General features: G+C 65.7%; 19 protein-coding genes and 1 other RNA gene. 18 read left to right on the top strand and 2 right to left on the bottom strand.

Translation table 11 applies throughout. The annotated features are described in order from the left end of the window. Nucleotides 1–23: 23 nt before the first annotated feature. Both G7Z99_RS07450 and G7Z99_RS07445 read right to left on the bottom strand, forming a co-directional pair. Entirely contained in the window at nt 24–395 is a 372-nt protein-coding gene (locus G7Z99_RS07450; RefSeq protein ID WP_181092928.1) for a YraN family protein, read from the bottom strand. Further along, nucleotides 395–2,224, bottom strand: a complete 1,830-nt coding sequence (locus G7Z99_RS07445) for a penicillin-binding protein activator (RefSeq protein WP_181092927.1) — start codon at nt 2,222–2,224, stop codon at nt 395–397. Before G7Z99_RS07445 ends, G7Z99_RS07450 begins: the two co-directional genes overlap by 1 nt. A gap of 190 nt (nt 2,225–2,414) precedes the next feature. Between G7Z99_RS07445 and rsmI the strand changes: the two genes are divergently transcribed. From rsmI to lpxC, 18 genes are all read left to right on the top strand, one after another. Beyond that, nucleotides 2,415–3,290: a 16S rRNA (cytidine(1402)-2'-O)-methyltransferase gene (gene rsmI / locus G7Z99_RS07440; RefSeq protein ID WP_181092926.1), complete on the top strand. Its 876-nt coding sequence runs from the start codon at nt 2,415–2,417 to the stop codon at nt 3,288–3,290. A gap of 55 nt (nt 3,291–3,345) precedes the next feature. Then, nucleotides 3,346–3,705, top strand: an RNA gene (gene rnpB / locus G7Z99_RS07435) — RNase P RNA component class A. A gap of 309 nt (nt 3,706–4,014) precedes the next feature. After that, nucleotides 4,015–4,470: a division/cell wall cluster transcriptional repressor MraZ gene (gene mraZ / locus G7Z99_RS07430; protein ID WP_181092925.1), complete on the top strand. Its 456-nt coding sequence runs from the start codon at nt 4,015–4,017 to the stop codon at nt 4,468–4,470. Beyond that, nucleotides 4,467–5,414 (top strand): 16S rRNA (cytosine(1402)-N(4))-methyltransferase RsmH, encoded by a 948-nt coding sequence (gene rsmH / locus G7Z99_RS07425; protein WP_375139138.1) that lies wholly within the window; start codon nt 4,467–4,469, stop codon nt 5,412–5,414. Before mraZ ends, rsmH begins: the two co-directional genes overlap by 4 nt. Then, nucleotides 5,411–5,704 (top strand): cell division protein FtsL, encoded by a 294-nt coding sequence (gene ftsL, locus G7Z99_RS07420; protein WP_181092924.1) that lies wholly within the window; start codon nt 5,411–5,413, stop codon nt 5,702–5,704. The genes rsmH and ftsL overlap by 4 nt, the downstream gene beginning before the upstream one ends. Beyond that, nucleotides 5,704–7,437, top strand: a complete 1,734-nt coding sequence (locus G7Z99_RS07415; RefSeq protein WP_181093059.1) for a peptidoglycan D,D-transpeptidase FtsI family protein — start codon at nt 5,704–5,706, stop codon at nt 7,435–7,437. The genes ftsL and G7Z99_RS07415 overlap by 1 nt, the downstream gene beginning before the upstream one ends. After that, nucleotides 7,437–8,921 carry a UDP-N-acetylmuramoyl-L-alanyl-D-glutamate--2,6-diaminopimelate ligase gene (locus G7Z99_RS07410; protein WP_181093057.1) on the top strand — a complete coding sequence of 495 codons (1,485 nt, stop codon included), beginning with the start codon at nt 7,437–7,439 and terminating at the stop codon, nt 8,919–8,921. Before G7Z99_RS07415 ends, G7Z99_RS07410 begins: the two co-directional genes overlap by 1 nt. Next, nucleotides 8,918–10,285, top strand: coding sequence for a UDP-N-acetylmuramoyl-tripeptide--D-alanyl-D-alanine ligase (locus G7Z99_RS07405; protein ID WP_181092923.1), 1,368 nt, complete (start codon nt 8,918–8,920; stop codon nt 10,283–10,285). Before G7Z99_RS07410 ends, G7Z99_RS07405 begins: the two co-directional genes overlap by 4 nt. Next, nucleotides 10,285–11,367: a phospho-N-acetylmuramoyl-pentapeptide-transferase gene (gene mraY, locus G7Z99_RS07400; RefSeq protein ID WP_181092922.1), complete on the top strand. Its 1,083-nt coding sequence runs from the start codon at nt 10,285–10,287 to the stop codon at nt 11,365–11,367. Before G7Z99_RS07405 ends, mraY begins: the two co-directional genes overlap by 1 nt. Before the next feature lie 6 nt (nt 11,368–11,373). Beyond that, nucleotides 11,374–12,720, top strand: coding sequence for a UDP-N-acetylmuramoyl-L-alanine--D-glutamate ligase (murD, locus tag G7Z99_RS07395; protein ID WP_181092921.1), 1,347 nt, complete (start codon nt 11,374–11,376; stop codon nt 12,718–12,720). Beyond that, entirely contained in the window at nt 12,717–13,931 is a 1,215-nt protein-coding gene (gene ftsW, locus G7Z99_RS07390; RefSeq protein WP_219854113.1) for a putative lipid II flippase FtsW, read from the top strand. The genes murD and ftsW overlap by 4 nt, the downstream gene beginning before the upstream one ends. Then, nucleotides 13,921–15,000, top strand: a complete 1,080-nt coding sequence (gene murG / locus G7Z99_RS07385; protein ID WP_181092920.1) for an undecaprenyldiphospho-muramoylpentapeptide beta-N-acetylglucosaminyltransferase — start codon at nt 13,921–13,923, stop codon at nt 14,998–15,000. The genes ftsW and murG overlap by 11 nt, the downstream gene beginning before the upstream one ends. Then, complete coding sequence (gene murC, locus G7Z99_RS07380) at nt 14,993–16,447, top strand: UDP-N-acetylmuramate--L-alanine ligase (protein WP_181092919.1); 1,455 nt, start codon at nt 14,993–14,995, stop codon at nt 16,445–16,447. The genes murG and murC overlap by 8 nt, the downstream gene beginning before the upstream one ends. Continuing rightward, complete coding sequence (locus tag G7Z99_RS07375; protein WP_181092918.1) at nt 16,444–17,403, top strand: D-alanine--D-alanine ligase; 960 nt, start codon at nt 16,444–16,446, stop codon at nt 17,401–17,403. Before murC ends, G7Z99_RS07375 begins: the two co-directional genes overlap by 4 nt. A 6-nt stretch (nt 17,404–17,409) precedes the next feature. After that, nucleotides 17,410–18,279: a cell division protein FtsQ/DivIB gene (locus tag G7Z99_RS07370; protein WP_181092917.1), complete on the top strand. Its 870-nt coding sequence runs from the start codon at nt 17,410–17,412 to the stop codon at nt 18,277–18,279. Between the two features lie 15 nt (nt 18,280–18,294). Beyond that, the gene (gene ftsA / locus G7Z99_RS07365) at nt 18,295–19,548 is read left to right on the top strand and encodes a cell division protein FtsA (protein ID WP_181092916.1); all 1,254 of its coding nucleotides are present in this window, start codon (nt 18,295–18,297) and stop codon (nt 19,546–19,548) included. Between the two features lie 56 nt (nt 19,549–19,604). Beyond that, nucleotides 19,605–20,807: a cell division protein FtsZ gene (ftsZ, locus tag G7Z99_RS07360; protein ID WP_060392678.1), complete on the top strand. Its 1,203-nt coding sequence runs from the start codon at nt 19,605–19,607 to the stop codon at nt 20,805–20,807. A 112-nt stretch (nt 20,808–20,919) separates the two neighbouring features. Then, nucleotides 20,920–21,831: a UDP-3-O-acyl-N-acetylglucosamine deacetylase gene (gene lpxC / locus G7Z99_RS07355; RefSeq protein ID WP_060392679.1), complete on the top strand. Its 912-nt coding sequence runs from the start codon at nt 20,920–20,922 to the stop codon at nt 21,829–21,831. The last annotated feature ends 38 nt before the right edge of the window (nt 21,832–21,869 follow it).

Raw genomic sequence — 21,869 nt, 5'->3', positions numbered from 1 at the left:
CGGAGCAGAGTGATAGAACGGATTCAGCATTCGAAGGCGTTTTTCAGCCATTGAAGCGGTTGTCCGGCGTGCTGGCTGCCTTGCAGGGCGACCACGTCGAAACGGCAGGGATAACTGGCCCAGCGAGGCGCCTGGTGCAGGAAGTGGCTGGCGGCCAGCGCCAGTCGCTTCTGCTTGCGCCCATCGATGCTGCCCAGGGCGCCGCCGAAGTCCGCGTGCAAGCGGTAGCGGACTTCGACGAATACTACTGTATCGCGGTCGAGCATGACCAGATCGAGCTCGCCACCCCGGCAGCGCCAGTTCTGTGCCAGCAACTGCAAACCCTGCGCCTGAAGAAAGGCCAGGGCCTGGCGTTCAGCCAGCTGGCCTTGCGAGGTGGGTGACGAGACAGGCATCAGCGTGGCGTGTCCGGCAGGCGCTGAACCTGGCCTCCGGTGAACTGCGCCCACGGCAGCTGACGCTCGACACGCTGGTTCTGGTTGAGGCTCAGGCTGCCGGACAGGCCGTCGATGCGGTTGTCGGGCAAGGCCTTGAGCTGGCCCAGGCGGGGTGCCAGGGCGTAGGCATCGGCGCCCATGGCGTACAGGCGGCCCAGGCTGCCTGCGGCTTGCGGCCACTGCTGAACCACTTGCTGGCGCAGGGCATTGCCATTGGTGGTGTCGAGCAACCATGGCGTCTCGCAGAACAGCACGCCGTTCATGTCGTTGTACTGGTTGACGTCGCCACTGGCGCTGTACAGGTTGGAGGTGGCGTAGACCGGCAGGTTGCCCGCGTACTGGAAGTTCAGGGTCGGCTTGATCTGCTGGGCCTGCTGTGGCGTGGCGGCCAGGAACAGGAAGTCGATGTCCTGACGGCGGGCCGGCTGGGCGGCGACGTCACCGCCGACAGCGCTTTGCAGGCTCTTGGCGCGGCCTTCGCTCTGACGCAGTTGCAGCAGGTCGGCGATCTGCTGGGCCAGGGCCACGGGTTGAGCGATGTGGTCGGCGGCCAGCAGGGTGCCCCCACGGGCTTCCCAGTCCTGACGGAAGGCCTTGAGGACACGATCGCCCCACTCACCGCTCGGCACCAGCGCAACGGCACGTACCCGGCCGTCGGCATGGGCGCGGCGGGAGACTTCGCGGGCCTCGTCCTCGGCGGCCAGGCCGAACTGGAACAGCTGGGCAGGCGCCTTCTGGCCGGCATCGGCGTAGTTCAGGGCCAGTGTCGTGATGGGCAGCTGCGGGTAGTCGGCGAGCTTCTTGACCAGCGGTTTTTCGAGCGGGCCGACCACCAGCTGGACACCGGCAGCCTGGGCGTCGCGGTAGAAGTCGTCCAGGGAGGTGATGCGCGAGCTGTCGAACACCTGGATCTTCGGCGCAGGCTGACCGGCCTGGGTCGCCTGGAAGTGCGCGGCCATGAAGCCGTCGCGCAGGGCCTTGGCCACGTTGGCCAGGGGACCTTCCTGGGGCAACAGCAAGGCGATGCTGGTCAGCGGCTGATTGGCCAGCTCACGCAGCTTGGCCAGGGATTCCGGCAACTGGCGGGCAGCAGGGTGGTTCGGGTACTGCTTGCGCCACGCGTCGATCGCGGCCTGCTGGGTCTCCAGCGTGCCGGCGCGCTTGACCGCCAGGGCCAGGCTGGCCCAGCCCGCCAGGTCGTCGGTGCCCTGGCTGGCGCCTTCCAGTTGCTCGACGGGCAATGCCGCGACCAGCGTCCAGATGGCTTCCTGGTTCTTGGCGGCAGCCGCCGGCTCGCTCAGCAGCGGCGCCAGCAGCGTGCGCTGGCGGGCAGCCTCCAGAGGTTGGGCATCGGCTTCCAGGGCGGCCGCGTGGACACTGTAGGTGCGCACCTGCAGCTCAGGCGGCAGTTGGCCGATGTACTGCAGGCTCGGGTGCGACAAGGCGTCGACCGCTGCCTTGGGCTGGTTGCGGCTCATGGCCAGTTCTGCCGACAGCACGCTGGCGAAGACCTGCTGCGCGGGCTTGAGCGAATCGAGCTTCACTTGTTCGAGAATGCGTGTGGCACGCGGGTAGTCTTTCTGGCGATAGGCTTGATCGGCCGCGCTCAGGCGCAACAGCGCGGCCTCCTCCGGCGACTGGCTCGCAGCCGCCTGTTCGAGCAGTTGCTCGATGCTGGCATCCGGGGTGCGCGGCAACTCGCCCAGACGGGACGAAGGCGAGCTGGCGCAGGCTGCCAGCAAGGCAGCGAAACAGAGGGCTGCAAGCAGCCGCAGGCAAGCGATCATGGAAAGGTCCTGTTACCTGATCAAATAGGTCGACGATTGTACCCAAGCCGTGGCCGGGGTGCGATGTCGCTGACGTGGATCCTTCAATATAGGCGGTACGCGCCTGTCGGCGGGCAAAGATGTTTGCGCGTTGTGACCGACGGTCGGGCTACAATGGCGCTTTCGATCCGGATCAAGGCAGGTGCACGCAGTGACAGAGGTTCCAGGGGCTTCGCAATCCACGACCGGGACGTTGTACGTCGTCGCCACGCCGATCGGCAATCTGGACGACATCAGTGCGCGGGCGCTGAAGATCCTGGGCGCGGTGGCGTTGATCGCCGCCGAGGACACCCGTCATTCGGTGCGCCTGCTGCAGCACTTCGGCATCCAGACGCCGCTGGCACCCTGCCATGAACACAACGAGCGCGACGAGGGCAGCCGCTTCATCGCCCGTCTGCTGGCCGGTGACGACGTGGCCCTGATCTCCGACGCCGGCACGCCCCTGATCTCCGATCCGGGCTATCACCTGGTGCGCCAGGCGCGCGCTGCCGGTCTGCGTGTGGTACCAGTGCCCGGTGCCTGCGCGCTGATCGCCGCGCTGTCGGCAGCGGGCCTGCCGTCCGATCGCTTCATGTTCGAAGGGTTCCTCCCGGCCAAGGCCGTCGGGCGCCGGGCCAGGCTCGAACAGGTCAGAGAAGAGCCGCGCACGCTCATCTTCTACGAGGCGCCCCACCGTATCCTGGAGTGCCTGCAGGACATGCAGGCGGTGTTCGGCGACGAGCGCCCGGCCGTGCTGGCGCGGGAGCTGACCAAGACCTTCGAGACCCTCAAGGGCCTGCCACTGGCCGAGCTGAGCGCCTTCGTGGAAGGCGACAGCAACCAGCAGCGCGGCGAGTGCGTGGTGCTGGTGGCGGGCTGGAGCGCACCGGAGGACGATCAGGCCATCAGCACCCAGGCCATGCGCGTGCTCGACCTGCTGCTGGCGGAGATGCCGCTCAAGCGGGCCGCGGCCCTGGCTGCGGAAATCACCGGTGTGCGCAAGAACCTCTTGTACCAGGCGGCCCTGGAAAAACAGAAGGACGACTGATCCGACGCATCTATCGCTTGTCCCGCGCGGCGTCTATCGGTACCCTTGGCGGCGGAGAGTCGATTGGACAGTCGCTGCCAGCATTCGTTCCGCGAAGGCTGGGGGAGGAAAGTCCGGGCTCCATAGGGCAGAGTGCCAGGTAACGCCTGGGAGGCGCGAGCCTACGGAAAGTGCCACAGAAAACAACCGCCTAAGCGCTTCGGCGCCGGTAAGGGTGAAAAGGTGCGGTAAGAGCGCACCGCACGGCTGGCAACAGTCCGTGGCTAGGTAAACCCCACTCGGAGCAAGACCAAATAGGGTTCCATATGGCGCGGCCCGCGTTGGAACCGGGTAGGTTGCTAGAGGCGTCCAGTGATGGCCGTCGTAGAGGAATGACTGTCCTCGACAAAACCCGGCTTACAGATCGACTCTCCACCTCTTCATTTCCCTCGGCAGTGTCTGCCGAGCGGTCTTCGGTAAGATGAAAAAATCTTACTCTTCATGCAGTCTCTCAGCATTGTCGCGCAAGTCCTTGAAAGGGCAGTCAATCGTTCTTCGATCGCGCTTCAAAAGCTTCTGTCTTCCATCGTTTGCGACGCTAAATCTTGGCCCCGTAAGGGATTTCCTTATGAACGTGCCTTGACGGTGCGGCGAGCGGATTCCTATAGTGTGCGCGAGTGGCGAAAAGTGGGATGAAGTGGGTTTTTTTGCCATCATCCAGCTCACAATGTAGGGAATCGCAGCCGTGTTTCGCGGAGCCAATGCCATCAGCCTCGATGCAAAAGGCAGGCTCGCCATGCCGAGTCGGTACCGTGACGAGCTGGATTCGCGGTGTGCTGGTCAGCTGATCGTGACGATCGATGCCTCCGACCCCTGCCTGTGCGTGTATCCGCTCGATGAGTGGGAACATATCGAAGCCAAGTTGCGCGCGTTGCCGTCCTTGCGCGAAGAGAACCGTCGCCTTCAGCGTCTGCTGATCGGCAATGCGGTGGATCTCGAGCTCGATGGCAATGGGCGCTTTCTGGTGCCACCCCGACTGCGTGAGTACGCGCGGCTCGACCGCAAGGCCATGCTGGTAGGGCAACTGAACAAATTCCAGCTGTGGGATGAAGAGGCCTGGGACACCGTCTCGGCCGCTGACCTTGCAGCTATTCGACAACCGGGCGCCATGCCCGATGATTTGCGTGATCTGATCCTGTGACCATAGATAGCGGCTTCAACCATATCACCGTGCTGCTCAACGAGGCTGTCGATGCCCTGGCCCTACGCGCCGATGGCTGCTACCTCGACGGTACTTTCGGCCGCGGTGGGCATAGCCGTCTGATCCTCGATCGACTGGGGCCACAGGGCCGACTACTGGGCTTCGACAAAGACCCACAAGCGATTGCCACGGGGCAAGCGCTGGCGGCCGAAGACGGCCGCTTTGTCATTGTGCAGCGCAGTTTTGCCGAGATGGGCCAGGAGTTGGGCGCGCGCGACCTGGCTGGCAAGGTCAATGGTGTGTTGCTCGACCTGGGCGTGTCGTCGCCGCAGCTGGACGACCCCGAGCGCGGCTTCAGCTTCATGAACGACGGCCCCCTGGACATGCGCATGGACCCTGAGCGTGGCCAGAGCGCCGCGCAGTTCATCGCCAACGCGCCGGAGGAAGAAATCGCCCGCGTGTTCAAGGAATACGGCGAAGAGCGCTTCGCCAGGCGCATGGCCCGCGCCGTGGTCGAGCGTCGCGAGCAGACGCCGTTCACCCGCACCAGCGACCTGGCCGAAGTGATCAAGGTCGCCAACCCGGCCTGGGAGAAGGGCAAGAACCCGGCGACCCGTGCGTTCCAGGGGTTGCGCATCCACGTCAACAACGAACTGGGCGATCTCGAAACCGGCCTGCAGGCGGCGCTCGATGCGCTGGAAGTCGGCGGCCGCCTGGTGGTCATCAGTTTCCACTCCCTGGAAGACCGCATCGTCAAACTGTTCATGCGCAAGCTGGCCAAGGGCGAGGCCGACAACCTGCCGCGCAATCTGCCCGTGCGCCATGAGCCGTTCCAGCCTTTCATCAAGGTCCACGGCAAGGCCCAGTTCGCCTCCGAAGCCGAACTCAAGGCCAACCCACGTGCGCGCAGTGCCGTCATGCGCGTGGCGGAGAAGCTCAGGTGAGTCGTTTGTTCGCCAAGCCGCTGCCCGGTGGGAGCTTTCTCATGCTGCTGATGTTCGTCGGCGTGCTGGTGTCGGCCATCGCCGTGTCCTACAGCGCGCACTGGAACCGCCAACTGCTCAACACGCTGTATGGCGAGCTCAACGAGCGCGACAAGGCGCAGGCCGAATGGGGTCGACTGATCCTCGAGCAGAGCACCTGGACTGCCCATAGCCGCATCGAGAACCTGGCGACCGAGCAGCTCAAGATGCGTGTGCCCGCGGCGGACGAGATACGGATGATCGCGCCATGATGAAGCTCGAAGGGGCACTGTATCCCTGGCGTTTCCGCGTGGTCATCGCCTTGCTGGCATTGATGGTCGGCGCCATCGCCTGGCGCATCATCGACCTGCAGGTGGTCGACCGTGACTTCCTCAAGGGGCAGGGCGATGCCCGCAGCCTGCGTCACATTCCGATTCCGGCGCACCGTGGCCTGATCACCGACCGCAACGGCGAGCCGCTGGCGGTCAGTACCCCGGTCACCACCCTGTGGGCCAACCCCAAGGAAATGCAGGGCTCCAGGGAGCGCTGGCCCGAGCTGGCGCGCGCGCTGGGGCAGGACCCACGGCAGTTGACCGAGCGCCTGACGCAGCTGGCCAATAAGGAGTTCATCTACCTGGTGCGCGGCCTGACGCCCGAGCAGGGCCAGCAGGTGGTCGACCTCAAGGTGCCAGGCGTCTATGGCATGGAAGAGTTCCGCCGGTTCTACCCGGCTGGCGACGTGACCGCGCACATGGTCGGCTTCACCGACCTGGACGACCACGGTCGCGAAGGGGTCGAGCTGGCCTATGACGAATGGCTGGCCGGCGTGCCGGGCAAGCGCCAGGTGATCAAGGACCGTCGCGGTCGCCTGATCAAGGACATCCAGGTCACCAAGAACGCCAAGGCCGGCAAGACCCTGGAGCTGTCGATCGACCTGCGCCTGCAGTACCTGGCCACCCGCGAGCTGCGCAACGCGATCGCCGAGCAGGAGGCCAAGGCCGGCAGCCTGGTGATCATGGACGTCAAGACCGGCGAGGTCCTGGCCATGGTCAACCAGCCGACGTACAACCCCAACAACCGCCGCAGCATGTTCCCGGCCGCGATGCGTAACCGGGCGATCATCGACGTGTTCGAGCCTGGCTCCACGGTCAAGCCGCTGTCCATGAGCGCCGCGCTGGAAAGCGGGCGCTGGAAGCCGACCGACAAGGTCGAGGTCTACCCCGGCAGCCTGCAGATCGGCCGCTACACCATCAAGGACGTGTCGCGCAGCGAGGGCCCGATCCTGGACCTGACCGGCATCCTGATCAACTCCAGTAACGTGGGCATGAGCAAGATCGCCTTCGACATCGGCGGCGAAGCCATCTACCGGGTGATGTCGCAGCTGGGGCTGGGGCAGTACACCGGCCTGGGCTTCCCGGGCGAGCGGGTCGGCAACCTGCCCAACCACCGCGAGTGGCGCAAGGCCGAGACGGCGACGCTGTCCTATGGCTACGGTCTTTCGGTGACGGCGCTGCAGCTGGTGCACGCCTACGCGGCCCTGGCCAACGACGGCAAGATGGTACCGCTGAGCATTCTCAAGGTGGACAAGGAGCCCGAGTCGACCCAGGTCGTGCCCAAAGAGACGGCCGAGACCATCCAGGGCATGCTGCAACAGGTGATCGAAGCGCCGCGTGGCGTCTACCGGGCCCAGGTGCCGTTCTATCACGTGGCCGGCAAGAGTGGTACGGCGCGCAAGGCGACGGTCGGCTCCAAGGGCTACACCGAAAACGCCTACCGCTCGCTGTTCGCCGGGTTCGGCCCGATGAGCGACCCGCGCTACGCCATCGTCGTGGTCATCGACGAGCCGAGCAAGGGCGGCTACTTCGGCGGCCTGGTGTCGGCACCGGTCTTCAGCAAGGTCATGTCCGGCACCCTGCGCCTGATGAACGTACCGCCTGACAACCTGCCGGTGCCGACCGAGCCGCAGCAGGCCAGTGCAGACCCCGCCAAGGGAGGGCGTGGATGATGACGATGCCATTGAGCAAACTGTTCGCCCATGCCAGCCGCGATCCGCTGATCCGCGAGCTGACCCTGGACAGCCGCCGGGTTCGCCCGGGCGATCTGTTCCTGGCAGTGCCCGGCGCCAAGGTCGATGGTCGGGCGCACATCGCCGATGCCTTGGCCCGAGGCGCCGCGGCCGTGGCGTACGAAGAGCAGGGCGCAAGCGTACTGCCCTTGACCGACGTGCCGTTGATTCCGGTGCGCGGCCTGATCGCCCAGCTGTCGAGCATCGCGGGCCACTTCTATGGCGAGCCGAGCCGACAGGTGCCGATGATCGGCGTGACCGGGACCAACGGCAAGACCAGCGTCACCCAGCTGGTGGCCCAGGCGCTGGACCTGCTCGGCCAGCATTGCGGGCTGATCGGCACCTTGGGCACCGGTTTCTACGGCGCCTTGCAGAGTGGTCGGCTGACCACGCCGGACCCGATCGCCGTGCAGTCGACCCTCTACGACCTGAAAAAGGCCGGTGCCAAGGCCGTGGCCATGGAAGTGTCGTCCCATGCGCTCGAGCAGGGCCGTGTGACGGCCGTCGACTTCGATGTCGCCGTGCTGACCAACCTATCGCGCGATCACCTCGACTACCATGGCAGCATGCAGGCCTACGAGGCAGCCAAGGCCAAGCTGTTCGCCTGGCCGAGCCTGCGCAGCCAGGTGGTGAACCTGGACGATGCGTTCGGCGAGCGGCTGTGCCAGGCCTATGCGCAGCGGCCTGTCAGCGACCACGTCGAAACGCGGCTGATCACCTATAGCCTGGTGCGTACCGACGCCTCCTTGTACACGCGCGATGCCGTGTTCAGCGACGAGGGCGTGCGCGCCACGCTGGTCACCGCCCACGGCGAACGCACGCTGCGCAGCCCACTGCTGGGCCGTTTCAACCTGAGCAACGTGCTGGCCGCAGTCGCCACCCTCCTGGCGCTGGACTACACCCTCGACGAAGTGCTGGCCGTCACCCCCCGCCTGCAAGGCCCGCTGGGTCGCATGCAACGTCTGGGCGGCGGCGAGCGTCCACTGGTAGTGGTCGACTATGCCCACACCCCTGACGCCCTCGAAAAAGTCCTCGAAGCCCTGCGTCCCCATGCGCGCGGCAGACTGCTGTGCCTGTTTGGCTGCGGGGGCGACCGTGACCGCGGCAAGCGCCCGCTGATGGCCGAAGTGGCCGAGCGCCTGGCCGACCAGGTGTGCGTGACCGACGACAACCCGCGCAGCGAAGCGCCTCGGCAGATTTTCGACGACATTCGTCCGGGATTCACGGCCTCGGCCGACGTCACCTTCGTCGCCGGACGCGGCGAGGCCATCGCCCGGCTGATCGCCAGCGCTCACGTCGACGACGTGGTCGTGCTGGCCGGCAAGGGGCATGAGGATTACCAGGAAATCGCAGGCGAGCGCCACGATTTCTCCGATCTGATCGAAGCCGACAAGGCGCTGGCAGCCTGGGAGGCTCATCCATGATTCATCCCTTCACCCTGAGTACGCTGGTTGCCCCGCTGCACGCCCGGCTGATCGGGGACGATGCCACTTTCACGGGTGTCAGCATCGACAGCCGCAGCGTCGGCCAAGGCCAGCTGTTCGTGGCATTGAGCGGGCCGCGTTTCGACGGTCATGACTACCTGGCCGATGTCCAGGCCAAAGGGGCGGTCGCAGCCCTGGTGCAGCGCGAGGTACCGGGCATCGACCTGCCGCAGCTGCTGGTCGCCGACACGCGCCTGGCGCTCGGGCACCTCGGCGCGCTCAACCGCGACGCCTTCGACAAGCCGGTGGTGGCGATCACCGGCTCCAGCGGCAAGACCACGGTCAAGGAGCTGCTGGCCAGCATCCTGCGTACCGTCGGGCCGGTCCTGGCCACCCGCGGCAACCTCAACAACGACCTGGGTGCGCCGCTGACCCTGCTGGAGATCGGCCGCGAGCACAGTGCCGCCGTGATCGAGCTGGGGGCCTCGCGCCTGGGCGAGATCCACTACACCGTGGGCCTGACCCGTCCCCAGGTGGCGATCCTCAACAACGCCGGGACCGCCCACGTCGGCGAGTTCGGCGGCCCGGACAAGATCGTCGAAGCCAAGGGCGAGATCATCGAAGGCCTGCAGGCCGATGGCACCGCCGTGCTCAACCTGGACGACAAGGCCTTCCCGATCTGGCAGCGACGCGCCGCCGGTCGCCCGGTCATCACCTTCGCGCTGCGCGACGCAGCGGCCAGCTTCCACGCGTCGGACATCACGCACGATGCACGCGGTTGCCCGTCCTTCCAGTTGCAGGGCCCCGCGGGTTCGGTCGCCGTGCAACTGAACCTGCTCGGCACCCACAACGTGGCCAATGCCCTGGCCGCCGCGGCCGCAGCCCACGCCCTGGGCGTGGGGCTCGAGGCGATCGCCGCCGGCCTTGGCGCGCTGCAGCCGGTCAAGGGCCGTACCGTGGCGCACGTGGCGCCCAGCGGCGCGCGCGTGATCGACGACACCTACAACGCAAATCCCACCTCCATGTGCGCGGCGATTGATATACTCGCCGGCTTTTCCGGCCGCACCGTCCTGGTGCTGGGGAATATCGGCGAATTGGGTGACTGGGCCGAGCAAGGCCACCGCGAGGTCGGGGAGTATGCCCGCGGCAAGGTCGATGCGCTGTATGCGACGGGGGTCGACATGCGGCATGCCGTGCAGGCCTTCGGTGCCGACGGCCGCCATTTCGCCACTCAGGCTGAGCTGATCGACGCCGTGCGCGCCGAGAATGCCAGCGACACCACTATCTTGATCAAGGGCTCACGCAGCGCTGCGATGGAACACGTCGTGGCGGCATTGTGCGGTGCCAGCGGGGAGAAACATTAATGCTGCTGCTGTTGGCTGAGTATCTGCAACAGTTCCACAAAGGCTTTGCGGTCTTTCAGTACCTGTCCCTGCGCGGGATTCTCGGCGTGCTGACCGCCTTGTCGCTGGCGCTGTGGCTGGGGCCATGGATGATTCGTACGCTGCAGATCCGTCAGATCGGCCAGGCCGTTCGCAACGACGGTCCGCAATCGCACCTGTCCAAGTCCGGCACGCCGACCATGGGCGGTGCGCTGATCCTGTCCGCCATCGGCATCAGCACGCTGCTGTGGGCCGACCTGACCAATCGCTACGTGTGGGTCGTGCTGATCGTCACCCTGCTGTTCGGCGCCATTGGCTGGGTCGATGACTACCGCAAGGTGATCGAGAAGAACTCGCGTGGCCTGCCGAGCCGCTGGAAGTACTTCTGGCAATCGGTGTTCGGCCTGGGCGCTGCGGTCTTCCTCTACGTGACGGCGCCCACCAGCGTCGAAACCACGCTGATCGTGCCGATGTTCAAGGACCTGACCCTACCCCTGGGCGCAGGCTTCATCGTGCTGACCTACTTCGTCATCGTCGGTTCGAGCAACGCGGTCAACCTTACCGACGGCCTCGATGGCCTGGCGATCATGCCGACCGTGATGGTCGGCGGCGCCCTGGGCATCTTCTGCTACCTGTCGGGCAACGTGAAGTTTGCCGAATACCTGCTCATCCCGTACGTACCGGGCGCCGGCGAGCTGATCGTGTTCTGTGGCGCGCTGATCGGGGCAGGCCTGGGCTTTCTCTGGTTCAACACCTACCCGGCCCAGGTGTTCATGGGCGACGTCGGCGCCCTGGCGCTGGGCGCGGCCCTGGGCACCATCGCAGTCATCGTGCGTCAGGAAATCGTGCTGTTCATCATGGGTGGCGTGTTCGTGATGGAGACCCTGTCGGTGGTCATCCAGGTCGCCTCGTTCAAGCTGACCGGCAAGCGGGTCTTTCGCATGGCACCGATCCATCACCATTTCGAACTCAAAGGCTGGCCCGAGCCCCGGGTGATCGTGCGCTTCTGGATCATCACGGTGATCCTGGTGCTCATCGGCCTTGCCACCCTGAAACTGAGGTAGTCGCGCGTGTCCCTGATCGCATCTGACCACTTCCGCATCGTCGTCGGCCTCGGCAAGAGCGGCATGTCCCTGGTTCGCTTCCTGGCGAGCCGGGGCATCGCCTTTGCGGTCGCCGACACGCGCGCGTGCCCGCCAGAGCTCGAGACGTTGCGTCGCGACTATCCGCACGTGGACGTGCGCTGCGGTGAACTCGACGTCGAGTTCCTCTGCCGCGCCGACGAACTGTACGTCAGTCCCGGTCTGGCCCTGGCCACGCCTGCGCTGCAGGCAGCGGCGGCACGGGGCGTGCGACTGTCGGGCGACATCGAGTTGTTCGCCCGGCACGCCAAGGCGCCGATCGTGGCCATCACCGGCTCGAATGCGAAAAGCACCGTCACCACCCTGGTCGGCGAGATGGCCGTCCAGGCCGGCAAGCGAGTGGCGGTCGGCGGCAACCTGGGCACGCCAGCGCTGGACCTGCTGGACGACGGCGTCGAGCTGTACGTGCTCGAGCTGTCGAGTTTCCAGCTGGAAACCACCGACCAGCTCGACGCCGAGGTGGCGACGGTCCTGAACATCAGCGAAGACCACATGGACCGCTACAGCGGCCTGCCGGCCTATCACCTGGCCAAGCACCGGATCTTCCGTGGTGCGCGCCAGGTGGTGGTCAACCGTCAGGATGCCCTGAGCCGGCCCTTGCCGGTCGAAGGCCAGCCCTGCTGGACCTTCGGCCTCAATGCGCCGGACTTCAAGGCGTTCGGGTTGCGCGAGGTCGACGGCGAGAAGCACCTGGCGTTCGAGTTCCAGCCCCTGATGCCGGTGCGGGAGCTGAAGGTCCGGGGCGCTCACAACCAGAGCAACGCACTGGCCGCCCTGGCGCTGGGCCATGCCGTCGGCCTGGCCTTCGCGCCGATGCTCGACGCCCTGCGGGCCTTCACCGGCCTGGCGCACCGTTGCCAATGGGTGCGTGAGCGCGAGGCGGTGAACTGGTACGACGACTCCAAGGCCACCAACGTCGGTGCGGCACTTGCGGCGATCGAAGGCCTGGGAGCCGACATCGACGGCCAGTTGGTGCTGATCGCTGGCGGCGATGGCAAGGGCGCCGATTTTTCGGCCTTGCGCGGCCCGGTGGCGCGTCACTGCCGTGCGGTGGTGCTGCTGGGGCGTGACGCCGATCGCCTGGCCGAGGCGCTGGGCGACGAGGTCGTGCAGGTGCGCGTGAGCAGCCTCGAAGAGGCCGTGCGACGCAGCGCTGCCCTGGCCCTGCCAGGCGATGCGGTGCTGCTGTCGCCCGCCTGTGCCAGCCTCGACATGTTCCGCAATTTCGAAGAGCGTGGGCGCCTGTTCGCGCAGGCCGTGGGAGCACTGGCATGATCTTCAATGTCATCAAGCCGTATCCCTCACCGCTGATCAGCGGCCGTGGCATCGACCTGGACTTCGCCTTCCTGGCCGGCTGCCTGGCGTTGCTCGGCCTGGGCCTGGTGATGATCACCTCGGCCTCGTCAGAAGTCGCGGCCGTGCAGTCCGGCAACCCGCTGTACCACATGTTCCGCCACCTGGTGTACGTGGCGCTGGGCCTGGGCGCCTGCGGCGTCACCATGCTGGTGCCGATCGCCACCTGGCAGCGCATGGGGTTCACCATGCTGCTGTGCGCCTTCGGGCTGCTGGTGCTGGTGCTGGTGCCCGGCATCGGGCGTGAGGTCAACGGGTCGATGCGCTGGATCGGCTTCAGCTTCTTCAACGTGCAGCCGTCGGAGATCGCCAAGGTCTTCGTGGTCATCTACCTGGCCGGCTACCTGGTCCGCCGCCAGCAGGAAGTGCGCGAGAGCTGGATGGGCTTCTTCAAGCCGTTCATCGTGTTGCTGCCCATGGCCGGCCTGCTGCTGATGGAGCCCGACTTCGGCGCCACCGTGGTGATGATGGGCGCTGCAGCCGCCATGCTGTTCCTCGGCGGGGTGGGGCTGTTCCGCTTCAGCCTGATGGTGGTGCTGGCCGTGGTCGCGGTGTTCGTGCTGGTACAGGCCCAGCCTTACCGGATGGCGCGTCTGATCACCTTCACCGACCCCTGGTCCGATCAGTTCGGCTCCGGTTACCAGTTGACCCAGGCCCTGATCGCCTTCGGCCGCGGCGAGTGGCTGGGCGTGGGCCTGGGCAACAGTGTGCAGAAGCAGTTCTACCTGCCCGAGGCGCACACTGACTTCGTGTTCTCGGTGCTGGCCGAGGAGCTGGGCGTGGTCGGCTCGCTGGTCACCGTGGCGCTGTTCGTGTTCGTCACCGTGCGCGCCTTGTACATCGGCCTGTGGGCCGAGAAGGCCAAGCAGTTCTTCGCGGCCTACATGGCGTTCGGCCTGTCCTTCCTGTGGATCGGCCAGTTCCTGATCAACATCGGTGTGAACGTCGGCCTGTTGCCGACCAAGGGCCTGACCTTGCCCTTCCTCAGCTACGGGGGCAGCTCGCTGGTGATCTGCTGCGCCTGCGTCGGGCTGTTGCTGCGCATCGAGTGGGAGAGTCGAACGCACCTGGGCAGCGAAGAGCACGAATTCAAAGAGAGCGACTTTGCCGAGGAGCCTGCCCATGGCCGATGACGGCAAGAGCGTATTGATCATGGCCGGGGGGACGGGCGGGCATGTCTTCCCGGCCCTGGCCTGCGCGCGTGAGTTCCAGGCCCGCGGCTACCGCGTGCACTGGCTGGGCACGCCGCGCGGCATCGAGAACGAGCTGGTGCCCCAGGCAGGGTTGCCCTTGCACCTGATCCAGGTCACCGGGCTGCGCGGCAAGGGCAAGCTGTCCCTGCTCAAGGCCCCGTTGACCCTGGTCAAGGCCGTGGCCCAGGCGCGGCGCATCATCCGGCAGGTCAAGCCGGTCTGCGTACTGGGGTTCGGCGGTTACGTGACCGGCCCGGGTGGCGTGGCGGCGCGCCTGTGTGGGGTACCGCTGGTGATCCACGAACAGAATGCCCGCGCCGGCACGGCCAACCGTCTGCTGGCGCCCTTGGCGGCGCGTGTCTGCGAGGCCTTCCCCGAGACGTTCCCGCCGAGCGAGAAGCGCCGTACCACGGGTAATCCGGTGCGTGCCGAGCTGTTCCTGAACGACAGCCGTGCGCCCTTGGCCGGACGTCGTGCGCGCCTGTTGGTGCTGGGGGGCAGCCTGGGGGCCGAGCCCTTGAACGTGTTGCTGCCCCAGGCATTGGCCGAAGTGCCGGGCGACGTCCGCCCGGAAGTCTTCCACCAGGCCGGCCGGCAGCATGCCGCGATCACTGCCGAGCGCTACCGCCAGGCCGGGCTCGAAGCCCAGGTCGAGCCGTTCATCAAGGACATGGCCCAGGCTTATGGCTGGGCCGATCTGGTGGTGTGCCGGTCCGGCGCGCTGACCGTGAGCGAGCTGGCCGCCGCCGGGCTGCCGTCGATGCTGGTGCCCTTGCCCCACGCCATCGACGATCACCAGACCCACAACGCCCATTACCTGGCTCGCGAAGGCGCCGCCTTCCTGATGCCACAAGCGACAACCGGCGCAGCGCAGCTCGCTGAACGCCTGAACGAGGTACTGATGCAACCCGAGAAACTCAACGCCATGGCCGGCACCGCACGCCGCCTGGCCACGCCTGACGCAACCGGTACCGTGGTCGACCTCTGCCTGGAGGTCGCCCATGGTTGAAAGTCAGAAAGCCATGCCGCAACCCGAGATGCGCCGCATCCGCACGATCCACTTCGTCGGTATCGGTGGCGTCGGCATGTGCGGCATCGCCGAGGTGCTGCTCAACCTGGGCTACCAGGTGTCCGGGTCAGACCTCAAGGCGTCGCCGGTGACCGAGCGCCTGCAGTCGTTCGGCGCCGAGATCTTCGTGGGCCACCGTGCCGAGAACGCGGCCAAGGCCGATGTGCTGGTGGTGTCCAGCGCCGTCAACAAGGCCAACCCTGAAGTGGCCACTGCGCTCGAGCGGCGCATCCCCGTCGTGCCACGTGCCGAGATGCTTGCCGAGCTGATGCGCTACCGCCACGGCATCGCCGTCGCCGGCACCCACGGCAAGACCACCACCACCAGCCTGCTGGCCTCGGTGTTCGCGGCCGGTGGCCTGGACCCGACCTTCGTCATCGGCGGTCGCCTGAACGCGGCGGGTACCAATGCGCAGCTGGGCACCAGCCGCTACCTGATCGCCGAGGCGGACGAGAGCGACGCCAGCTTCCTGCACCTGCAGCCGCTGGTGGCGGTGGTGACCAACATCGACGCCGACCACATGGCCACCTACGAAGGTGACTTCAACCGGTTGAAGAAGACCTTCGTCGAGTTCCTGCACAACCTGCCGTTCTACGGGCTGGCGGTGATGTGCCTGGACGACCCGGTGGTGCGCGAGATCCTGCCGCAGGTCAAGCGGCCCTCGGTCACCTACGGCTTCAGCGAAGAAGCCGACGTGCGTGCGATCAACGTGCGTCAGCAGGGCATGCAGACCTACTTCACCGTGCTGCGCCGCGACCGCGCGCCGCTGGACGTGTCGGTGAACATGCCGGGCAACCACAACGTGCTCAACGCCCTGGCGACCATCGCCATCGCCACCGACGAAGGCATCAGCGACGAGGCCATCGTCCAGGGGCTGTCGGGCTTCCAGGGTGTCGGCCGACGCTTCCAGGTCTACGGCGAGCTGCCGGTGGACGGTGGCAGCGTGATGCTGGTGGACGACTACGGTCACCACCCGACCGAGGTGGCCGCCGTGATCAAGGCCGTGCGTGGCGGCTGGCCGGAGCGCCGCCTGGTGATGGTGTACCAGCCGCACCGCTACAGCCGCACCCGCGACCTGTACGACGATTTCGTCCAGGTGCTGGGCGACGCCAACGTGCTGCTGCTGATGGAGGTCTACCCGGCCGGCGAAGAGCCGATCCCGGGCGCCGACAGCCGCCAGCTGTGCCACAGCATTCGTCAGCGTGGCCAGCTCGACCCGGTCTACATCGAGCGCGGCACCGAGCTGGCCCCTGTGGTCAAGCCGATGCTGCGCGCCGGTGACATCCTCATCTGCCAAGGTGCCGGTGATATCGGCGGCCTGGCCCCGCAATTGCTGCGCAGCCCGCTGTTCGCGGGTGCCCAGGCCACTCAGGAGCATTCGAAATGACGGCGGCCCAGTACCACGCCCTGCATTCGACCCTCGACCCGAAAGCCTTCGGCCGGGTCGCGGTGCTGTACGGCGGCACGAGCGCCGAACGCGAGGTGTCGCTCAAGTCCGGCGCCGCCGTGCTCGACGCCTTGCAGAGCGGAGGCGTCGATGCGTTCGGCATCGATGTCGGCGACGACCTGTTGAGCCGTCTGCAGCAGGAGCGCATCGACCGCGCCTTCATCATCCTGCATGGCCGCGGCGGTGAAGACGGCAGCATGCAAGGGCTGCTGGAGTGCCTGGGCATTCCCTACACCGGCAGCGGCATCCTGGCGTCGGCCCTGGCCATGGACAAACTGCGCACCAAGCAGGTCTGGCAGAGCCTGGGCATTCCCACGCCTCGCCACGCCGTGCTGGGCAGTGAAAACGATTGTTTTTCCGCCGGGCAGGAACTGGGCTTTCCTTTGATCGTCAAACCCGCGCATGAAGGTTCAAGTATCGGCATGGCGAAGGTGAACAGCGTGCAGGAACTGGTCACCGCATGGAAGGAGGCTGCCACGTACGATTCGCAGGTACTCGTCGAGCAATGGATTCACGGCCCCGAGTACACCATCAGCGTATTGCGCGGGCAGGTGCTGCCGCCAATCGCCCTCGGCACGCCGCACGTGTTCTACGACTACGATGCCAAGTACCTGGCCAACGACACGCAGTACCGCATTCCGTGCGGATTGAGCAGTGACCGCGAGCAGGAACTGGTCGAGCTGACCGCGCGCGCCTGCGATGCCATCGGCATCGAGGGCTGGGGACGGCTCGACGTCATGCAGGACGAGCAGGGCCGGTTCTGGCTGCTCGAGGTCAACACCGCACCAGGCATGACCGATCATAGCCTGGTGCCCATGGCGGCGCGTGCCGCCGGCCTGGACTTCCAGCAACTGGTGCTGGCGATCCTGGCGGACAGCGTCGAGAAACGAGGTTAACGAGCCATGCAAGGCGCGATGGTACGTCAGCAGCAACCCGCCCCCGGCCGCAACAAGCCGGTGCCGCGCGGTGCCAGTCGTCTGGTGGCTGAAGAGCCGGTCGCGGCGCGCCTGAAGAAAACCCATTTCGGTGTCTTCAAGCGCCTGCTCTGGCCCGTGCTGCTGGTGGCTGCAGGCTTTGGCGCCTACGAGGGCGCCATCCGCCTGATGCCGTATGCCGACCGCCCCATCACCAAGATCGCCGTGCAGGGCGACCTGAGCTACATCAGCCAGCAGGCGGTGCAGCAGCGGATCGCGCCGTACGTCGCCGCCAGTTTCTTCACCGTCGACCTGAGCGCGATGCGCGCCGAACTCGAGCAGATGCCCTGGATCGCCCACGCCGAAGTGCGTCGCGTCTGGCCGGACGAGGTCGTGGTGCGGCTCGAAGAGCAACTGCCGGTCGCGCGCTGGGGCGACGATGCCCTGCTCAACAACCAGGGCCAGGCCTTTGCGCCGCGCGAACTGGCCAACTACGAGCACCTGCCCAAGCTGGCCGGGCCGCAGCGTGCGCCGCAGCAGGTCATGCAGCAGTACCAGGTGTTGAGCCAGATGCTGCGCCCATTGGGCTTCTCCATCGCTCGGCTGGAGCTGCGTGAACGCGGCAGCTGGTTCCTCACCACCGGTTCGGGCACGGCCGGGCCGGGTATCGAATTATTGTTGGGACGTGACCACCTGGTAGAAAAGATGCGCCGTTTCATTGCCATTTACGACAAGACACTCAAAGAGCAGATCACCCACATTGCCCGCATCGATCTGCGTTACGCCAACGGCCTGGCCGTTGGTTGGCGGGAACCGATTGCACCGACGACGGCCCAACCCGCCGTTGCCAAGAATTAGAGAGAGGCAGGACAAATGGCAAACGCGCATAGCGGAAAGATGATCGTCGGGCTGGACATCGGTACCTCCAAGGTGGTGGCACTGGTGGGCGAAGTCGGTGAAGACGGGACGCTGGAAATCGTCGGCATCGGGACGCACCCGTCCCGCGGCCTGAAGAAGGGCGTGGTGGTGAACATCGAATCGACCGTCCAGTCGATTCAGCGTGCCGTGGAAGAGGCCCAGCTGATGGCAGGCTGCCGTATCCACTCGGCCTTCGTCGGCGTGGCAGGCAACCATATCCGCAGCCTGAACTCCCACGGCATCGTCGCCATCCGCGACCGCGAGGTCAGCGCCGCCGACCTGGAGCGCGTCCTGGACGCGGCCCAGGCCGTCGCCATCCCGGCCGATCAGCGGGTCCTGCACACCCTGCCGCAGGACTACGTGATCGACAACCAGGAAGGCGTGCGCGAGCCACTGGGCATGTCCGGTGTGCGCCTGGAAGCCAAGGTCCACGTGGTGACCTGCGCGGTCAACGCGGCGCAGAACATCGAGAAGTGCGTGCGCCGCTGCGGGCTGGAAATCGACGACATCATCCTCGAGCAGTTGGCCTCGGCCTACTCGGTGCTGACCGACGACGAGAAAGAGCTGGGCGTGTGCCTGGTGGACATCGGCGGCGGCACGACCGACATCGCCATCTTCACCGAGGGTGCCATTCGTCACACAGCCGTGATTCCCATTGCCGGTGATCAGGTTACCAACGACATTGCCATGGCCTTGCGCACGCCGACCCAGTACGCTGAAGAGATCAAGATCCGTTATGCCTGCGCCTTGGCCAAGTTGGCCAGCGCAGGCGAGACGATCAAGGTGCCGAGCGTGGGTGATCGCCCACCGCGCGAGTTGTCGCGTCAGGCGCTGGCCGAAGTGGTCGAGCCTCGCTACGACGAGCTTTTCACCTTGATCCAGGCAGAATTGCGCCGCAGCGGTTATGAAGACTTGGTGCCGGCAGGCATCGTGCTGACCGGCGGCACCGCGAAGATGGAAGGTGCGGTGGAGCTGGCCGAAGAAATTTTCCACATGCCGGTGCGCCTGGGCGTACCGCATAGCGTTCGGGGACTGAGCGACGTCGTGCGCAACCCGATCTATTCCACAGGCGTGGGGTTGCTCGCCTACGGTCTGCAAAAGCAGTCCGACGACATCCCGCAGGCCGGGCACGGCGGCAACAGTTACGGCGAAGAAACGAAGGCCCCAGTGCTTGAGCGCTTCAAGCGCTGGGTCCAAGGCAATTTCTAAGTTTCAAAAGCAGTAGTGGCAGGCGCACAAAACTAGAGAATGTAAGGAGAGGGAAAATGTTCGAGCTCGTAGACAACGTCCCGCAAAGCCCGGTCATCAAGGTGATCGGCGTCGGTGGCGGCGGTGGCAACGCCGTCAACCACATGGTCAAGAGCAACATCGAAGGCGTCGAGTTCATCTGCGCCAACACCGATGCTCAGGCGCTCAAGAACATTGGTGCGCGCACTATCCTGCAGCTGGGTACCGGGGTCACCAAGGGCTTGGGCGCTGGCGCCAACCCGGAAGTCGGTCGTCAGGCCGCGCTGGAAGACCGTGAACGCATCGCCGAAGTGCTGCAAGGCACCAACATGGTGTTCATCACCACCGGCATGGGCGGCGGCACCGGCACGGGTGCTGCGCCGATCATTGCCGAAGTGGCGAAGGAAATGGGCATCCTGACCGTGGCCGTGGTCACGCGTCCGTTCCCGTTCGAAGGCCGCAAGCGCATGCAGATCGCCGACGAAGGGATCCGCTCGCTGGCCGAAAGCGTCGACTCGCTCATCACCATTCCCAACGAAAAACTGCTGACCATTCTCGGCAAGGACGCCAGCCTGCTGTCCGCCTTCGCCAAGGCCGATGACGTACTGGCCGGCGCCGTGCGCGGTATTTCCGACATCATCAAGCGTCCGGGCATGATCAACGTCGACTTCGCCGACGTGCGCACCGTGATGGGCGAGATGGGCATGGCCATGATGGGTACCGGCTGCGCCAGCGGCCCGAACCGTGCGCGTGAAGCGACCGAAGCGGCCATCCGCAACCCGCTGCTCGAAGACGTCAACCTGCAGGGCGCCCGCGGCATCCTGGTCAACATCACCGCAGGTCCCGACCTGTCCCTGGGCGAGTACTCCGACGTCGGCAGCATCATCGAGGCCTTCGCCTCCGATCACGCCATGGTCAAGGTCGGTACCGTCATCGACCCGGACATGCGCGACGAGCTGCACGTGACCGTCGTGGCCACCGGGCTGGGTGCGCGTATCGAGAAGCCGGTCAAGGTCATCGACAACACGCTGCAATCGGCCGCCGCATCGGCTTCGCAACAGACGCCGGCCCCTGCGCCAGTGCGCAACGAGCAGTCTTCGGTCAACTACCGCGACCTCGAGCGCCCGACCGTCATGCGCAACCAGGCGCACCAGGGCGCTGCTGCCGCAGCCAAGCTCAACCCGCAGGACGACCTGGATTACCTGGACATTCCAGCCTTCCTGCGCCGTCAGGCCGATTGATGGAATTTATCAGGGCTATGCAGGTGATTGGTGTTCAGCAAAGGTCGGGTCTGTTATCATCCCTGGCCTTTGTTGATACCTGTTCGCAATTTGCGCTGAAGCGGCCGAAGCCATGATTAGACAACGCACCCTGAAGAATACCATCCGTGCCACAGGCGTCGGCCTGCACTCGGGGGAAAAGGTCTACCTGACCCTCAAGCCCGCGCCTGTCGACACTGGCATCGTCTTTCGCCGCGCCGACCTGAACCCGGTCGTGGAAATCGCCGCCTGGGCGAAGAACGTCGGTGAAACCACCATGTCCACGACGCTGGTCGACGGTGGCGTGAAGGTCGATACCGTCGAGCACCTGCTGTCGGCCATGGCAGGCCTCGGCATCGACAATGCCTATGTGGAGCTTTCCGCATCGGAAGTCCCGATCATGGATGGCAGCGCCGGTCCATTCGTGTTTCTGATTCAGTCGGCAGGCCTGGAAGAGCAGGACGCGCCGAAGAAATTCATCCGTATTCTGCGTGAAGTCACCGTTACCGATGGCGACAAGCGCGCGACCTTCAAGCCGTTCGAAGGCTTCAAGGTGAGCTTCGAAATAGATTTCGACCATCCGGTGCTGCGCAATCGCACGCAGACGGCCAGCGTCGACTTCTCCAGCACCTCGTTCGTCAAGGAAGTCAGCCGCGCACGCACGTTCGGTTTCATGCGTGACCTGGAGTACATGCGCAAGCACAACCGCGCACTGGGTGGCAGCGTGGCCAACGCCATCGTCGTCGACGAGAGCGGTGTGCTCAACGAGGACGGCCTGCGTTATGAGGACGAATTCGTCAAGCACAAGATCCTCGATGCCATCGGCGACCTGTACCTGCTGGGCAAGAGCCTGATCGGCGAGTTCTACGGCTTCAAGTCCGGCCATGCGCTGAACAACAAGCTGTTGCGTCGCCTGATCGACGAGACCGATGCCTGGGAAGTCGTGACGTTCGAAGATGCCAGCACGGCGCCGATTTCCTACATGCGGCCTGTGGCTGCCGTGTAAGCGATTCGCTTGCTGATGCACTGAAAAGGCCGCCCTTT

Origin of the sequence: Pseudomonas entomophila (assembly GCF_013523165.1) — a bacterium.
GTDB lineage: Bacteria > Pseudomonadota > Gammaproteobacteria > Pseudomonadales > Pseudomonadaceae > Aquipseudomonas > Aquipseudomonas entomophila_A.
This window is presented reverse-complemented; position numbering and strand designations above follow the sequence as displayed.

Bases quoted from the DNA above. Each gene is read 5' to 3' on its own strand.
- G7Z99_RS07375 (WP_181092918.1), top strand. From the start codon at position 16,444: ATGACGGCGGCCCAGTACCACGCCCTGCATTCGACCCTCGACCCGAAA.
- murG (WP_181092920.1), top strand. From the start codon at position 13,921: ATGGCCGATGACGGCAAGAGCGTATTGATCATGGCCGGGGGGACGGGC.
- mraY (WP_181092922.1), top strand. From the start codon at position 10,285: ATGCTGCTGCTGTTGGCTGAGTATCTGCAACAGTTCCACAAAGGCTTT.
- G7Z99_RS07410 (WP_181093057.1), top strand. From the start codon at position 7,437: ATGACGATGCCATTGAGCAAACTGTTCGCCCATGCCAGCCGCGATCCG.
- G7Z99_RS07370 (WP_181092917.1), top strand. From the start codon at position 17,410: ATGCAAGGCGCGATGGTACGTCAGCAGCAACCCGCCCCCGGCCGCAAC.
- G7Z99_RS07415 (WP_181093059.1), top strand. From the start codon at position 5,704: ATGAAGCTCGAAGGGGCACTGTATCCCTGGCGTTTCCGCGTGGTCATC.
- ftsA (WP_181092916.1), top strand. From the start codon at position 18,295: ATGGCAAACGCGCATAGCGGAAAGATGATCGTCGGGCTGGACATCGGT.
- murC (WP_181092919.1), top strand. From the start codon at position 14,993: ATGGTTGAAAGTCAGAAAGCCATGCCGCAACCCGAGATGCGCCGCATC.
- lpxC (WP_060392679.1), top strand. From the start codon at position 20,920: ATGATTAGACAACGCACCCTGAAGAATACCATCCGTGCCACAGGCGTC.
- G7Z99_RS07445 (WP_181092927.1), bottom strand. From the start codon at position 2,224: ATGATCGCTTGCCTGCGGCTGCTTGCAGCCCTCTGTTTCGCTGCCTTG.
- G7Z99_RS07450 (WP_181092928.1), bottom strand. From the start codon at position 395: ATGCCTGTCTCGTCACCCACCTCGCAAGGCCAGCTGGCTGAACGCCAG.
- G7Z99_RS07405 (WP_181092923.1), top strand. From the start codon at position 8,918: ATGATTCATCCCTTCACCCTGAGTACGCTGGTTGCCCCGCTGCACGCC.
- ftsZ (WP_060392678.1), top strand. From the start codon at position 19,605: ATGTTCGAGCTCGTAGACAACGTCCCGCAAAGCCCGGTCATCAAGGTG.
- ftsW (WP_219854113.1), top strand. From the start codon at position 12,717: ATGATCTTCAATGTCATCAAGCCGTATCCCTCACCGCTGATCAGCGGC.